The following is a 14,225-nucleotide window of genomic DNA, read 5'->3' as shown; positions in this document are numbered from 1 at the left end:
TAAAATACCGGCTGAGCTGCCAGATGTCTTTACCTGAGTTACGCAATCTAGAGCTGCGCCAGTTGCGCTACTTCCTGGCGGTGGCGGAAGAAATGCACTTTGGCAGGGCAGCTACGCGCCTGCACATGACCCAGCCGCCTTTGTCACAAGCCATACAGGCGCTGGAAGCCATCCTCGGAGCAGAACTGTTCATCCGCAATACGCGCAATATCTCACTGTCATCAGCCGGGATGGCGCTACTGCCAGAAGTCAGGCGCTTGCTGGCACATGCGCAATCCCTGCCAGAACTGGCGCAGAGAGCCGCCAGCGGTACTTACGGTCACTTGTCCCTGGCCTTTGTGTCTATCGCTGATTACAGCGTATTGCCCCCCGCACTGCGGGAATTTCGCCGTCATCATGCCGATGTCCATATAGAATTACGTGAAGCAACCACCGACGTACAATTGCAAGCGCTGGAAAACGGGGAAATTGATGCTGGTTTTTTGATACCGCCACTCCCTGACAAGTTGCAAAACCTGTTCAATTATCAAAAAGTGCTGTCTGAACCACTGATGCTGGCAGTACCAGAAAACCATGCAAAAGGACGCCAGCAACTGCGCCTCAGCGATTGCACTGACTTGCCGTTGATACTATTCCCGCGCAAAATTGCCCCGGCTTTGCATGATGCCATCCTTGGTTGCTTCCATGCTGCGGGCCTGACGCCTGCCATCGGCCAGGAAGCCATACAGATGCAAACCATCGTTGGCTTGGTCTCGGCTGGCATGGGTATCGCACTTGTGCCACAATCCGTTTCAAATTTGCAGCGCCCGGGCGTGCTGTATTTCGACTTGCCAGACACCAGCGCCACCGTTGAAATTGGCCTGGCCTGGCGCAAGGACAATCATTCTGCGGTGCTGGCTGCATTTGCGCACCTGTTTAACTTACCAATTCATCCATGCTGACTCATCCAAATCCTGATCCTGTCGCTTTCCATCTGGGCCCTGTTTCTGTTCACTGGTATGGCATCATGTACCTGATCGCCTTTGCCCAATTTATTGCCCTGGGCCGCGTCCGGCTCAAACAACCGCATATCGCCGCACAGGGATGGACGCGTGAGCATATAGACGACATGCTGTTTTTTGGTGTGCTCGGGGTGATACTCGGCGGCCGTCTCGGTGAAGTGTTTTTTTACGGTTTTTCGTATTACATGGAGAATCCGCTGGAAATATTTGCCGTCTGGAAAGGCGGTATGTCCTTCCACGGCGGGTTCATCGGTGTACTGATCGCCATGTTCTTATGGGCACGCAAAGCCAAGTTTCATCTTGCAGACGTGTACGACTTCATCGCGCCGCTGGTGCCGCTGGGTTACGCTGCCGGTCGCCTGGGCAATTTCATCAACCATGAATTGCCGGGACGCATCGCATCAGCAGACCTGCCATGGGCAATGATCTGGCCGGGTATAGACCACCCGGTTCACCCTTCACCTATTTACCAGGCATTGGTAGATGGTTTGCTGGCATTCGTCATACTGTGGATATATGCATCCAAGGCCAGACCGCGTCTGGCCGTAGGTGCCTTATACGTTACATTGTATGGCTGCGCACGCTTTTTCACGGAATATTTCCGCACCCCGGATTATGAAGTCAATATTCTCGGCGCGACAATTTCAGCCGGGCAGATGTTGTCATTCCCCATGATTATCGGCGGGCTGCTGCTATTGGGTTTCGCCTACAGGAACAATCAAAAATCAGGTTCGTGAGAAGCTGATTTTTGATTGGATGTTAATCTGTCTGAGCGGCATTTCATTGAGATTGCGTTGCGATGAAATGCCGTTCAGTAAGCGCATAGACAAGCAAACAAAAAATACTGCTTGACGTGCACAGGCAAAATCTTTTACAGTAATTGCATGGACTCATTTTTGACATCGACATCTGCAAGAAAAACTGCTGACAGCGCCAAGCTGCAAGCAGTGCTGTCGTCTGTGTCTGCCTCTCTAGTTCTACTACCATCTCTAGCAAGCTCGCTACTATAAGTTGCGTCTTGTCCAGTTTTAAGCGGCATACCAGCCAGATTAAAACACCAGTATCAAAAATTACCTTTATACCCAATTAGCACCCAGCACAGGCTTCCTGACATCAGGAAAAAACAGCATGACACCATCAGGCACATCAGCAAAGCATTCAGCAGGCGGTATCAGCGTCATGTCTGGCTTTGCCCGTCCACAGTCTGCGCTGCAACGTAGCCACGATCTGCTAGTGCTACGACTACTGATCGGTTAACCGGCCTCGCGTATCTCTGTGGCAGCCGGTTAGCTTAACGCCGCCACATTCCCACGAATTCAACAAATTAAAAATATCAGCGCCTTGCTGAGGCACTGTGCCAGCCCAAGGAAAAGAACATCATGATGAGTAATCCAGCTAAAAAATATCAAGCCTTCCCGACTATCGCTTTGCAGGACAGGCAATGGCCCAGCCGCAGCATCAGCAAAGCACCGATCTGGATGAGTACGGATTTGCGTGATGGTAACCAGGCGCTGATAGAACCCATGGATGCCAAGAAAAAACTCAGGTTCTTTGAAATGCTGGTCAAGATAGGTCTTAAAGAAATTGAAGTCGCCTTCCCTTCGGCATCAGAAACTGATTTTGCCTTTGTCCGCAAACTCATAGAAGAGCAACGCATACCAGATGACGTGACGATAGAAGTATTAACGCAATCCCGCGAAGACCTGATACGCCGCACCATAGAATCCGTGTGTGGTGCCAAGCGGGCAATCGTGCATTTGTATAACCCGATAGCGCCCGCTTTCCGCCGCATCGTATTTGGCAAATCACGTGAAGAAGTCAAACAGATTGCCACTGATGGTACCCGCCTCATCAAGCAACTCACTGATGCCATGCCTGAGACAGAATGGGTATTTGAATATTCGCCAGAAACCTTCAGCATGGCCGAACTCGATTTCTCGAAGGAAGTCTGCGATGCAGTTGCCGCCATCTGGCAGCCCACCGTTGAACGCAAGATGATCATCAACTTGCCGACCACCGTCGAATGCGCAACGCCGAATGTCTATGCCGACCAGATAGAATGGATGGACAGGAACCTGGCGCAACGCGATGCCATCATCCTCAGTGTGCATCCTCATAATGACAGGGGCACGGCAGTCGCCGCCGCCGAGCTTGCGATCATGGCGGGCGCAGACAGGGTTGAGGGCTGCTTGTTTGGCAATGGTGAACGCACCGGCAATGTCGATCTCGTCACGCTGGCCTTGAATTTATATACCCAGGGTGTAGATCCCGGGCTGGATTTTTCTGATATCGATAGCGTCAGGCAGTGCGTGGAAGAATGCAACCAATTGCCTGTGCATCCGCGCCACCCTTATGTCGGCGACCTGGTCTTCACAGCATTTTCTGGCTCACATCAGGATGCGATCAAAAAAGGCTTTGCCCAGCAACAAAAAGACGTCATCTGGGAAGTGCCTTACTTGCCGATAGACCCGGCTGACCTTGGCCGCAATTATGACGCCGTGATACGCGTGAATAGCCAGTCTGGCAAAGGCGGCATGGCATTTTTGCTGGAACAGGAATATGGCATCAGCATGCCAAGACGCATGCAAATTGAATTCAGCCGTGTTGTGCAAACGGCTGCCGACGACAGCGGCAAGGAAATGACAGCACAACAGATACACCAGATTTTCAGCGACAGTTACCTCTCGACAGCAACACCCATCAGTTATCAAGCTCATCATGCAAACCCAGTCCTGCATCACAGGACATCACCATCCGATCCGGCACAAGTATCCTTGCATGTCGATCTGCTGCACCACGGACAGCCACAAGCTATCCAGGGTACAGGTCATGGTATTGTTGAAGCACAGATCAATGCCTGCCAGGCACTTGGTTATCAGCTCAGGATCATCGACAAACAAGAACAGCAAGTGACGCAGCATGGCCGTTCACAGTACATCAGCATCATAGAAGCACGCGTCAATGATGGCAGCAGCCAGCATGGTGCAGGCATAGCAGACGACGCGGCAACGGCCAGCATGCGCGCCATCATCAGTGTGATTAACCGTCATGCAAACGCAGACACGGCAATGCAGATGATTGCTGCCTGATTGCTAAGTAACCGCTTTGAAGAGCGTAGCCAGCTTGCTAACGCTGCGCTCTATCTCAGCACAAGTCAGTGAAGCAAAACCCAGTAACAGGCCGCCAGGACTTTCTGCCGGCCTGTTTGTTTTTCCCGGCACATCGGCATAGTGACCGAGGCCGCGTAATTCCAGTCCGATTTTTTGTCCTGCTTCTATGATCTGCTCTTCATCGTAGGCCTGTTTGAAATACACGGCCAGATCAAGCCCGCCATCTTGCGCGCCGCAGGCAAGCTCATCTACCAATTCTTTTTTCAGGCAACTCACTAAACATGCCTGTCGTTCTGCATAGATTTTTCTGGTACGCTTGATATGCCTGCCGAAATGGCCTTCTGCAATAAAGTCGGCCAGCGTCATTTGCGGCATGATACTGGTATGTTTATCGATGACCGCTTTGGCTTGTATCATCGGCTCCAGCAATTTTTCTGGCAGCACCAGATAACCGAGCCGCAAGCCAGGGAACAGCACCTTGGAGAGAGTGCCTACATAAATGACGCTCTGATGAGTATCGAGGCTTTGCAGGGATGCCAGTGGTGAACTGCCAAAGCGGTATTCACTGTCATAGTCGTCTTCGACTATCCATACTGCATTCGCCTGTGCCCACTCCAGCAAGGCCATGCGCCTTTGCAGGCTCATGGTCATGCCCAGTGGCATCTGGTGGGAAGGTGTGACGAAAGCGACTTTCGCATCGGGATAATGCATCGCTGCGTATTCGACATCCAGGCCCTCATCATCGACAAGTACGGCACAAATGTCCGCTTGTGCTGCATGCAGGGCAGCAGTCGTACCCCGATAGCAAGGATATTCCACCACCGCCTTTTCACCCTGGTCCAGCAACATGGTACTCAGCAAATACAGCGCCTGCTGCGAACCGGAAGTGATCAGGATTTGTTCTGGCGCACAATTCACGCCACGTGCGGCCTTCAGATACACCGCCAGTAATTCACGCAAAGCCAGATGGCCGGCAGGATCACCATAGCCCAGTTGCCCTTTGGGATGGCGACAATGCCGCGCTTCCAGCCGCGCCCATATATCAAATGGGAATAAATCCAGGTCAGGCATACTCACCCTGAATGCCCTTACGCTACCCTGATGAAAACGCGTGCTGCCGCGTGGATCTATATGCTGCAGTCCGCGTTTTGAAATTCTGTCCAGCAGCTTTGTCGTGGATATATCGTTGACCTTTGTTTTTCCACGTTCTGCAATTGCAGGTAAATCTTCATTCACAAAAGTTCCCTGCCCTACCGAGCCGCGCAAATACCCTTCTGCCAGTAATTGATCATAGGCATTCAAGACCGTTTGCCGGGAAATATTCAGCTCCTGACAAAACTCGCGGCTGGGTGGCAACTGCATGCCAGGCAGCATCTGGCCCGCCAATATACTTTTTCTTATTTCGGCGTACAACTGTCTGTACAAGGGCTGGCGGTCTTGTCTGTCCAGGGTTATCCCGGCAATCATTTGAGAAATATGCATGCTCTCGCCCAAATTGGCATTCTTATTTTTTATAAAATTGGTACTTTTCAATAGCCAATACCAGGCATAAGATTAGCGTAAATTCAAGGCAAAGGAGTAAATAAATGCATCAATATCAGGCAAAAATCTTATGGGAACGTGGCGAACAGATTTTTAGCGACAATCGTTACAGCCGCGCGCATGCATGGGAATTTGATGGCGGCCTGGTGGTGCCGGCATCTTCATCCCCTCTGTCTGTCCCGGTACCGATGTCGGAAGAAAAAAATGTCGACCCTGAGGAAGCACTGGTTGCGGCGCTGGCATCATGCCATATGCTGTTTTACCTGTCGTTCGTCGCCAAGCGCGGTTATGTACTGGATCGATACCGCGATCTGGCAGTGGGTATCATGGATAAAAATACCCTGGGCAAGACAGCCATTACCCGCATCCACCTGCGCCCGCAGGAGAGCTATAGTGGTGATAAGCAGCCAGCCTTGCAGGAGCGTGAAGAACTCCATCATATGGCGCATCAACACTGTTATATCGCCAACTCCATTAGCGCCGAAGTCATCATAGAAATCGAGTAGCCCATGTACATGCCCAGTCATTTTTCTGAAGAACGCATAGAAGTCTTACACACGCTGATACAGGCGCATCCGCTGGCAGCGCTGGTCAGCTTGCAAGCTGGCGAACTCGAGGCGAATCACATTCCCTTCATCGTTTCGCCACCAAGCGCAGATGCACCTTATGGCGTTTTGCGGGGCCATGTCGCCCGCAATAACCCGGTCTGGCAAAGTGCAGCTTCAGCTCAGGATGTGCTGCTGATTTTCCAAGGCGCGCAAGCCTATATCAGTCCGCGCTGGTATGAAGAAAAGCAGCGCAGCGGTTCTGTCGTGCCGACCTATAACTATGCTGTCGTGCATGCGCACGGCCCCATGCGCATCGTCGAAGACCGGCAGGAATTTTTGCGCCTGCTCAGCGAACTTAGCGATAACTTTGAGCGCAAGTTCGACCAGCCATGGAAAGTCAGCGATGCGCCTGCAGAATACATAGACCGCATCATGGACATGATAGTCGGCATAGAAATCCCGATACGCCGCATCAGTGGCAAATGGAAAACCAGCCAGAACAAAAGCACGCAAGACAGGGTGAATATGGTGGATGGATTACGCGAACAACATGATACGGCCTCGCACGCATTGGCAAGCGTCATGGAGCAACAATTGTTCGAAACCGAATAAAACGAAACAATAAGGAAAAGAAATGAGTAAAGTAGTAGTACGTGCCGTCACCAAAGAAGATTTCGCCAACTGGTCTGTGCTATGGGAAGGCTATAACCAGTTCTATGAACGCACTGGTCCAAATGCCTTGCCAGAAGCAGTGACGCTCAGGACCTGGGCAAGATTTTTTGATGGTTACGAACCTGTACATGCTCTGGTCGCAGAACAGGATGGACGCCTGGTTGGGCTGGCGCATTACCTGTACCACAGGACTACCAGCCGCATCGAAGCCAGTTGCTATCTGAATGACTTGTTCACCAGCCCGGATGTGCGCGGCCAGGGCGTAGGGGGTGCCTTGATAGAGGCAGTGTATGAACAGGCCAGGCTGGCAGGTTCTACTGTCGTATATTGGCAAACCCACGAAACCAATGAGACGGCGCAAAAACTGTATCGCCAGGTGGCAGACAGGTCAGGATTTATTGTTTATAGAAAAAGCCTGACATAACAAAAAAAATCATTCATTTACAAGAGCGGCTCGGGTCGGCAATATGCTGGCAATCGATACTCTCACTGCTGTTTCAATGACACTGCTCTTATCCCTCATCTGCGTACTTGGCTTGATGTATGGAACAAGGCTATTGCAAATAGCCTTGTGGCCCAAAGTGCAAGTACGCGTCCTGAGTACCAGAGAAGAGGTCACTGGCGACGATGATGGCAGCGCTACTGGCTGGCTACATGCCGAGCTTGAGTATTGGCATGAATCACAAAGATATCAGGTTCACTGGCGTGCTGACCTGATGCAGCACAGGCATTTGCCGGATGCCCTATGGATGGTCATAGCACCATCCAAACCCGAACACCCCCGACTGCCCATTCCTGTCATCAAGCCAATTGTGGTTTTGACTATCTGCGTAACTTGCCTGGCTATTATTTTGGCTCACCTGCCTTGATCTTGTTTTCAAACCTGGGTTTTGCCGTTCTGCAGCATAAGTTTCTTCAAAGTTGCTGAACTTTAGCTAAAACAGTGCATCTATAGCTATTTCCATACAACAAGTTATATAACCAGGACATACCATGTCACGTACCCTGATTTCTCTCGCTCTTGCCAGCTTGTTTACCAATATGATGGCAACGCCAGCCTTTGCACAAAATGCAAGCGCTGGCATCAACAGCACGATCACCACAAATAAACTGCAATCTGGCATAGATTTGCAATGGATAGACAACACCGTCAGGCCACAGGATGACTTCTATCAGCACATGTCAGGCAAATGGCTGGCGACTGCCGAAATACCGGCTGACCGTGGCCGCTTTGGTTCGTTTGACCAGTTGCGTGATCTGTCTGAGCAAAGGTCTTATGACATCATCCAGACCCTCGCTGCGAACAAACAGCTTGCCTCAGGTTCAAACCAGAAAAAAATTGCCGATCTGTTTAACAGCTTCATGGATGAAGCCCGCGCCAACGAGCTTGATATCAAACCACTGCAAAGCCAGTTTGCCCGCATCGATGCCATTACCGATAAATCAAAACTGCCAACCTTGATGGCAGAACTCAGCAAGCTGGGCGTCAACACACCTGTTGCGACTGGCATTAACCAGGATGCACGAGACTCCAGCCGCTATGCGGTATATCTGAGCCAGAATGGCCTGACCATGCCAGACCGTGATTATTATCTGAAACAGGATGATGCGAAGTTGCAGGGCTTCCGCGACGCTTATCTCAAACACCTGGAAAAAATGCTGGGTATGAGTGGCCAGGCCAAGCCTGAACAAGGCGCAGCGGCCATCATGGCGCTGGAAACCGAGATCGCCAAAATACAATGGACCAAGGTAGAAAACCGCAATCCTGTAAAAACCTATAACAAGACGGACCTGAAACAACTTGAGCAATTACTGCCTGGTTTTGACTGGAATGCTTATTTCAGTGAAATTGGCATGGCAGGTAAAATGGATTATGTCATCGTGCGTCAGCCTGAATTTTTCAGTGGTCTTGCCAAGGTCATTGCTGCCACCCCGCTTGATACGTGGAAGAATTACCTGAAATGGCAAACCCTGAATGCCTATGCACCTTTCCTCAGCCAGCGCTTTGTTGACCAGGATTTTGAATTCACCAGCAAGACCTTGCGCGGAGTTCCAGCTAATCAGGCGCGCTGGAAACGTGGCGTAGGCCGGGTCGAAGAAGCTCTGTCAGAAGCACTGGGGCAATTGTATGTGGAAAAATATTTCCCGCCCGAGAACAAGGCACGCATGCAGACCATGGTCAATAACTTGCTGCTGGCCTACAAGCAAAGCATAGAAACCTTGAGCTGGATGAGCCCGGAAACCAAGAAAGAAGCCCTGACAAAACTGGCCAAATTCAATCCCAAGATAGGCTACCCGGATAAATGGCGCGACTACAGCAAGCTGACCATTGCCAGGGACGATCTGGTCGGCAATATCATACGTGGCCGTGAACATGAATATCAACGGCAGTTGGCCAAACTGGGCAAACCTGTCAGCCGCACTGACTGGGGCATGAGCCCGCAAACCGTGAATGCTTATTACAACTCACGTCAGAATGAAATCGTCTTCCCTGCAGCGATATTGCAACCACCTTTCTTTAATGCCGCAGCCGATGATGCCGTCAATTATGGCGGCATAGGTGCTGTCATAGGACATGAAATCAGCCATGGCTTTGATGATTCTGGCAGCCAGTCAGACGGCGACGGCAACCTGCGTGACTGGTGGACCAAGGAAGACAAGGCCAACTTTGGCAAACTGACAGCCGCCATGATTGCCCAGTACAGTGCCTACAGCCCGCTGCCAGGTTATAAGGTCAACGGTGCCCTGACTCTGGGTGAAAATATTGCAGATAATTCCGGCTTGTCGATCGCTTACAAGGCCTACCAGATTTCCCTTGGTGGCAAGCCAGCGCCAGTGATTGACGGTTACACTGGCAACCAGCGTGTCTTCATGGGTTGGGCGCAAGTCTGGCGTGGCAAATCGCGCGATGGCGAAACCATACTCAGGGTAAGTACCGATCCACACTCCCCTTCCGAGTTCCGTGGCAACGGTCCCTTGACGAACTTGCCAGAATTTTACTCGGCGTTTGGTGTCAAGGAAGGTGACAAGATGTATGTCCCCCGGAAAAACGCATCACCATCTGGTAAATGATATTCAGGTAAAAAGAGGCAGAAATGCCTCTTTTTTAATGGAAATAGTCATAAAATAGCAATACTTTCCCAAAAAGCAATTTTCGGCGCGGGCTTTTTACAAAAAACGCGCCCAAGCTTATCAGTGTCGCAATGACGATATAGCCTGGCTGTGGCAGAATAGCCGGGATTGAATTCCATCGATGAAAGCAAATTTATGAGTTTTGTACGCCGTGTCCAGCAAGATAAGTATGATGTATATGATAAAGAGGACGTGCATGCCCGCTTACATTTCTTCAAGAACCTGCAAACCATCACGAATGCCATCCATTCGACCAGCAATATCGAGCAGATCATGCTTGATCTGTCCCAGGATATCTGCAACCTGTTTGATTGTGAGCGCCTGACGCTGTATTCGGTCAACTACAAGAAAAATGCCATTGAATCCAAGGTCAAGACCGGCTTGACTTCATTCAAGGATTTTGCCCTGCCCATCTCTGAAAAAAGCGTGGCCGGTTTCGTCGCCATGAGCAAGCAGACAGTCAATATCCTGAATGTGTATGACGAAGCAGAACTCAGGAAGCATTCACCGAAGCTGGAGTTTTTGCGCCGTGTTGATCAACGCACTGGTTTTCGCACCAAACACATGCTGGTCGGCCCGCTGATCCATGAACAGAGCAATGAATTGCTGGGTGTACTGCAACTGATCAACAACCGCAATGATTGCCAGTTCCCACCACTGCTGGAAGAAGGCTTCAAATACCTGCGCAACACCCTGGCTGTAGCTTTCGCCCAGCGTCTGATGTCACCGCAGGTAATTCATACCAAGTTTGATTCATTGATCAAATCATCGATACTGTCGATACCTGAACTGGGCCTGGCTGCGCGTGCAGCACGCCGCAAGGGTGTGGATGTAGAAGAAATCCTCATCGACGAATTTGAAGTCAGCCTGACGGACATAGGCAATTCCCTGGCGACCTTCTTTGAATGCGAATACCAGCCTTACAAGGCAGACCGTGCACGCCCGGATGCCTTGAAGAATTTCAAACGCGCCTATGTAGAAGATCATCACTGGGTCATACTGGAAGAAATTGCTGATAGCCTGACTGTCATGACGACTGACCCTGAACGTGTCATGGCTTCGCGCATCGTGCATAGCCTGTTCCCTATCGCCAAGATTCAATATGTGGTGACTACACAAAGAGAATTCAGGCAAACTGTGGATCAGTTCTTTGGCGATGCTGAAGCCGTTGTTGCTGCTGCCGAACAAACTGCACAAGATGCAATTGATACTGTATCTGCCTCAGAAAAAGCCTTGATCGCACAAGTCAGGGAAACCATACAGGATGCCTTTGCCAAGAGTCATCCTGAATTCCAGATTGATGTGCGTTCACGCGAAGACAAAACAGTCAGCCGCATGCACAAGGATGGCTCTGTCCAGCGTATCGCAGGTCAGGTCATTGTTGATTTCCATGTCGATTTTCTGGATACCGGCATGAATACAGCAGCATAAAATACTGCGCATTATTAAAACGCCACGATCAGAAATGAGCGTGGCGTTTTTTGTTTAAGGAGCAGCTTCAGACAGTTTTTGCAAGTCTGGCCGCTGTCTGGCAATCTGTTGCCAGACTTGCCTGGCCTCGCCGAACGCACGCTTGCTTTGCAGCATGGCGGCATACATGACCCAGTCTTCGACACCGGCATTGTCTTCTGGCTTCAATTCATTCAGGCTTGTAGCTTCTGCCTTGCTGGCCATTTTGAATTCAGCCCTGGAGGTATATGTCTTGCCATCTTTGGGCGAGACATAAGCGACTTGCCAGCGATAAGTTGTACCCTCTTCCAGCTTGATCTTCTCTGGCAATTGCCAGTTATGCTCTCTGGTTTTTTCTGTGATAACGGGTTTCTCATCCATGTCAGAAATGCTGATATCAAACTCAGCCGCTTCAGCAGAAATCCAGCTAAAGCCAGGGCGCTGGCCCAGCAACAGGGAATTGTTTTCTGGCGTAACGACAACGATGCGCGGTGGCACCTGGCGCATGCGTACGGCACCGGCAATCACATTGCTGGTTTCTGCCGCACGCACGAGTTTTTCTGCCATGGGCCGGACTACCGCTTTTTGCCCTTGCAAACTGGTGACGCCGTCTTTTTCTATGCTTACCGTTGCAGGACCGGTCAACTGATACACGCTGCGTGTTGCATATAAAGACAGCGAAGCCCTGGCACCTGTCTCCAGCGTAATTTGCATTTTCGGTTGCAGGTAAGCCAGCAACTGCAGTTTAGATGTCGTTCCATTGACTTCCATCTTGCCATTACCCTGCACGTCCAGCACCATGCCCAGTGCAGCTTCAGCACGTGCCAGGCCGCAAGTCAGCACTGCGACGAGACTGGCCATGATGGCCAGATAGGTTCTCAATCCATTCATACTTTTTTTCATCATCACACCCATCAATTAAATTGCGGTATTTAAATTTCAGTAACAACAGATACCGGCTGCCAGCCCCAAACGGCAATGGCAGAACGTCCTTTGAGATTTTTATCACCGAGCGGGGTCAACGTGTCAGCTTCTGCCAGGCTGGCAAGCACGGCCTCCGAACAGACAACAGGATAACCCACGTCCTTGCACAAACCCTCTATCCTTGCAGCGGTGTTGACGGTATCGCCTATGGCCGTGTATTCGTGCCGCTCTGCTGAACCGACCTGGCCAATGACTGCATCGCCCGCATGCAGGCCTATACCTATCTGCAATGCAGGCTTGCCTTCTGCCGCAAATTCCAGGTTCAATGTATCCAATGCAGCCAGCATCGCCTGCGCAGCATTGAAGGCATTTTGTGCTGGATTGTCGAGTCGCTTGGGTGCGCCAAAAAATGCCATCATGCCATCGCCAATAAACTTGTCTATGGTACCGCCATGTTCATGCACAGGCTTGCTCATAACTGCAAAATAGCGATTCAAGAGACTGACCACATCCTCTGCCTGTGCATGTTCACACAAAGTGGTGAAGCTACGGATATCAGAAAACAAGACACAAACATGCAAACGTCTGCTCTGTGAAGTCTGGTCTATACGCCCCTCAACTATTTCCTGCATGACGGCGGGACTGACGCGACCAGAAAAAGCCTTGCTCAATCTTTGCTTGTCGATGTAATGCCGCCAGGCTTGCCAGGCGCCGCTGCAGCTCAGTGCCATCATGCCAGTCAGAAAAGCTGCCGTCGGTGGCAGCCAAACATCATATTGCATGGCGATGCTGCTAGCTGCGAACAGACCCACAGTCGCCACTGCAAACACCAGCACTTTAATGCGTATGCTGCGTCCCAGCCAGAACAGTACAAACAAGGCAGACAAAGCAAACAGACTGAGCGTGCCAGCCTGCTGCAATAAACGCTGGTTCAGTATGCTGCGCAGTAACTGCGCGTGTGCCAGTACACCAGGATTAGGATCATTCACCGGCAACCAGGCTGCCAGTGACACTGGCAAATCCACCAAGTCAGTCGCATCCATGGTTGCACCGAGCAAGACAACTTTGCCTGCAAAGCGCTTTTTCAATTCTTCGGTTTTACCCTGTCCCGCAAGCTTCAAGACTTCTTGTAGCGGGACATATCTGAAGCGCTCACCCAAGCGGTAATTGATCAGGCCATTCCAGTCTTGCCGTACGCCTGCTGCTGCCGCTATCTCAGTCGCCAGGCCGCGCTCACTGCGGTCGGGCTGGCAATCACGCCCCGGAAAACGGCGTATGCGCTGGTCACTGTCGCGGCAAAACTCAGCTGAGGCGACAGCCTGAAACTGTTCGCCCTGCATGCCTAACACGGCTGCGTAATCCACCTGGATATCGCGGTAATGCGCATGCTTCAAATCCCATATTTTGGCAGTGACCAGCGGTGTGTTCTGTATGCTGTCGAGCAGGCCACTAAGCAATATCTTGTGAAAATCGGCAGCATCCTTGCGGGTGGAAATCAGGCTGTCAAAACGCTTTTCAGGCAAGCTTAAATCCATGCCTACTACTTTGGCTCCGGCCTGATTCATGGCTTTCAGAAAATTGGCCAGATGCTGATGATTCAGGCTCAGTGGCTCATCGACTTCATCAAGAAAGGCCTCATCTATTCCCACGACAACGGGGTCTATGGCTATTTTTTGAGGAGAGTATTCACGCGATAATTTGAATTGCAGGTCGAGAATTTTATTGTCTATCGCAATGACCGCAGGCAAACGCAGCAAGAATGCAGCCACAACAAGCAGCACCAGCAAACCCAGCACTTGCAGCAAGCGCGGGGTAAAAAAATCCTGCAGATGTCTGAACTTGGTCAT

At 50.9% G+C, this 14,225-nt stretch carries 13 protein-coding genes; 10 read left to right on the top strand and 3 right to left on the bottom strand.

From position 1 onward, the window contains the following. Positions 1-23 precede the first annotated feature (23 nt). The 4 genes from UNDYM_RS06415 (at position 24) to leuA (ending at position 4,090) form a co-directional block, all read left to right on the top strand. The gene (locus tag UNDYM_RS06415; protein ID WP_162040305.1) at positions 24-941 is read left to right on the top strand and encodes a LysR family transcriptional regulator; all 918 of its coding nucleotides are present in this window, start codon (positions 24-26) and stop codon (positions 939-941) included. After that, positions 935-1,738 carry a prolipoprotein diacylglyceryl transferase gene (lgt, locus tag UNDYM_RS06410; RefSeq protein ID WP_162040304.1) on the top strand — a complete coding sequence of 268 codons (804 nt, stop codon included), beginning with the start codon at positions 935-937 and terminating at the stop codon, positions 1,736-1,738. The genes UNDYM_RS06415 and lgt overlap by 7 nt, the downstream gene beginning before the upstream one ends. Positions 1,739-2,129: 391 nt before the next feature. Beyond that, positions 2,130-2,258 (top strand): hypothetical protein, encoded by a 129-nt coding sequence (locus UNDYM_RS31045; RefSeq protein ID WP_255456534.1) that lies wholly within the window; start codon positions 2,130-2,132, stop codon positions 2,256-2,258. A gap of 119 nt (positions 2,259-2,377) precedes the next feature. Continuing rightward, positions 2,378-4,090, top strand: a complete 1,713-nt coding sequence (leuA, locus tag UNDYM_RS06405; RefSeq protein ID WP_162044485.1) for a 2-isopropylmalate synthase — start codon at positions 2,378-2,380, stop codon at positions 4,088-4,090. A 3-nt stretch (positions 4,091-4,093) separates the two neighbouring features. Here leuA and UNDYM_RS06400 read toward each other — a convergent pair whose 3' ends face one another. Then, positions 4,094-5,593: a PLP-dependent aminotransferase family protein gene (locus UNDYM_RS06400; protein WP_162040303.1), complete on the bottom strand. Its 1,500-nt coding sequence runs from the start codon at positions 5,591-5,593 to the stop codon at positions 4,094-4,096. Between the two features lie 104 nt (positions 5,594-5,697). Here UNDYM_RS06400 and UNDYM_RS06395 point away from each other — a divergent pair, with 104 nt between their 5' ends. The 6 genes from UNDYM_RS06395 to UNDYM_RS06370 all read left to right on the top strand — a co-directional run bounded on the left by UNDYM_RS06395 (position 5,698) and on the right by UNDYM_RS06370 (position 11,436). Beyond that, entirely contained in the window at positions 5,698-6,159 is a 462-nt protein-coding gene (locus UNDYM_RS06395) for an OsmC family protein (protein ID WP_162040302.1), read from the top strand. A 3-nt stretch (positions 6,160-6,162) separates the two neighbouring features. Further along, positions 6,163-6,813, top strand: a complete 651-nt coding sequence (locus tag UNDYM_RS06390) for an FMN-binding negative transcriptional regulator (protein ID WP_162040301.1) — start codon at positions 6,163-6,165, stop codon at positions 6,811-6,813. Positions 6,814-6,835: 22 nt separating this feature from the next. Further along, positions 6,836-7,297 (top strand): GNAT family N-acetyltransferase, encoded by a 462-nt coding sequence (locus tag UNDYM_RS06385; protein WP_162040300.1) that lies wholly within the window; start codon positions 6,836-6,838, stop codon positions 7,295-7,297. 76 nt (positions 7,298-7,373) lie between these two features. Continuing rightward, on the top strand, positions 7,374-7,742 hold the full coding sequence (locus tag UNDYM_RS06380) for a hypothetical protein (protein ID WP_162040299.1): 369 nt from the start codon (positions 7,374-7,376) through the stop codon (positions 7,740-7,742). A 124-nt stretch (positions 7,743-7,866) separates the two neighbouring features. Then, the gene (locus UNDYM_RS06375) at positions 7,867-9,945 is read left to right on the top strand and encodes a M13 family metallopeptidase (protein ID WP_232063765.1); all 2,079 of its coding nucleotides are present in this window, start codon (positions 7,867-7,869) and stop codon (positions 9,943-9,945) included. A gap of 195 nt (positions 9,946-10,140) precedes the next feature. Then, a complete protein-coding gene (locus UNDYM_RS06370; protein WP_162040298.1) occupies positions 10,141-11,436 on the top strand; it encodes a GAF domain-containing protein in 1,296 nt (431 codons plus the stop codon). Between the two features lie 54 nt (positions 11,437-11,490). Here the strand turns inward: UNDYM_RS06370 and UNDYM_RS06365 are convergent, their stop codons facing one another. After that, positions 11,491-12,345 (bottom strand): hypothetical protein, encoded by an 855-nt coding sequence (locus UNDYM_RS06365; protein ID WP_162040297.1) that lies wholly within the window; start codon positions 12,343-12,345, stop codon positions 11,491-11,493. Between the two features lie 41 nt (positions 12,346-12,386). Next, complete coding sequence (locus UNDYM_RS06360; protein ID WP_162040296.1) at positions 12,387-14,225, bottom strand: adenylate/guanylate cyclase domain-containing protein; 1,839 nt, start codon at positions 14,223-14,225, stop codon at positions 12,387-12,389.

Source organism: Undibacterium sp. YM2, from assembly GCF_009937975.1.
In the GTDB taxonomy this organism is placed as follows: Bacteria; Pseudomonadota; Gammaproteobacteria; order Burkholderiales; family Burkholderiaceae_D; genus Undibacterium.
This window is presented reverse-complemented; position numbering and strand designations above follow the sequence as displayed.

What these genes read in the sequence shown, in the direction of transcription:
- UNDYM_RS06415 (WP_162040305.1), top strand. Translation starts at nt 24, where the DNA reads ATGTCTTTACCTGAGTTACGCAATCTAGAGCTGCGCCAGTTGCGCTAC.
- lgt (WP_162040304.1), top strand. Translation starts at nt 935, where the DNA reads ATGCTGACTCATCCAAATCCTGATCCTGTCGCTTTCCATCTGGGCCCT.
- UNDYM_RS31045 (WP_255456534.1), top strand. Translation starts at nt 2,130, where the DNA reads ATGACACCATCAGGCACATCAGCAAAGCATTCAGCAGGCGGTATCAGC.
- UNDYM_RS06400 (WP_162040303.1), bottom strand. Translation starts at nt 5,593, where the DNA reads ATGCATATTTCTCAAATGATTGCCGGGATAACCCTGGACAGACAAGAC.
- UNDYM_RS06395 (WP_162040302.1), top strand. Translation starts at nt 5,698, where the DNA reads ATGCATCAATATCAGGCAAAAATCTTATGGGAACGTGGCGAACAGATT.
- UNDYM_RS06390 (WP_162040301.1), top strand. Translation starts at nt 6,163, where the DNA reads ATGTACATGCCCAGTCATTTTTCTGAAGAACGCATAGAAGTCTTACAC.
- UNDYM_RS06385 (WP_162040300.1), top strand. Translation starts at nt 6,836, where the DNA reads ATGAGTAAAGTAGTAGTACGTGCCGTCACCAAAGAAGATTTCGCCAAC.
- UNDYM_RS06380 (WP_162040299.1), top strand. Translation starts at nt 7,374, where the DNA reads ATGACACTGCTCTTATCCCTCATCTGCGTACTTGGCTTGATGTATGGA.
- UNDYM_RS06375 (WP_232063765.1), top strand. Translation starts at nt 7,867, where the DNA reads ATGTCACGTACCCTGATTTCTCTCGCTCTTGCCAGCTTGTTTACCAAT.
- UNDYM_RS06370 (WP_162040298.1), top strand. Translation starts at nt 10,141, where the DNA reads ATGAGTTTTGTACGCCGTGTCCAGCAAGATAAGTATGATGTATATGAT.
- UNDYM_RS06365 (WP_162040297.1), bottom strand. Translation starts at nt 12,345, where the DNA reads ATGAATGGATTGAGAACCTATCTGGCCATCATGGCCAGTCTCGTCGCA.
- UNDYM_RS06360 (WP_162040296.1), bottom strand. Translation starts at nt 14,225, where the DNA reads ATGACCAAGTTCAGACATCTGCAGGATTTTTTTACCCCGCGCTTGCTG.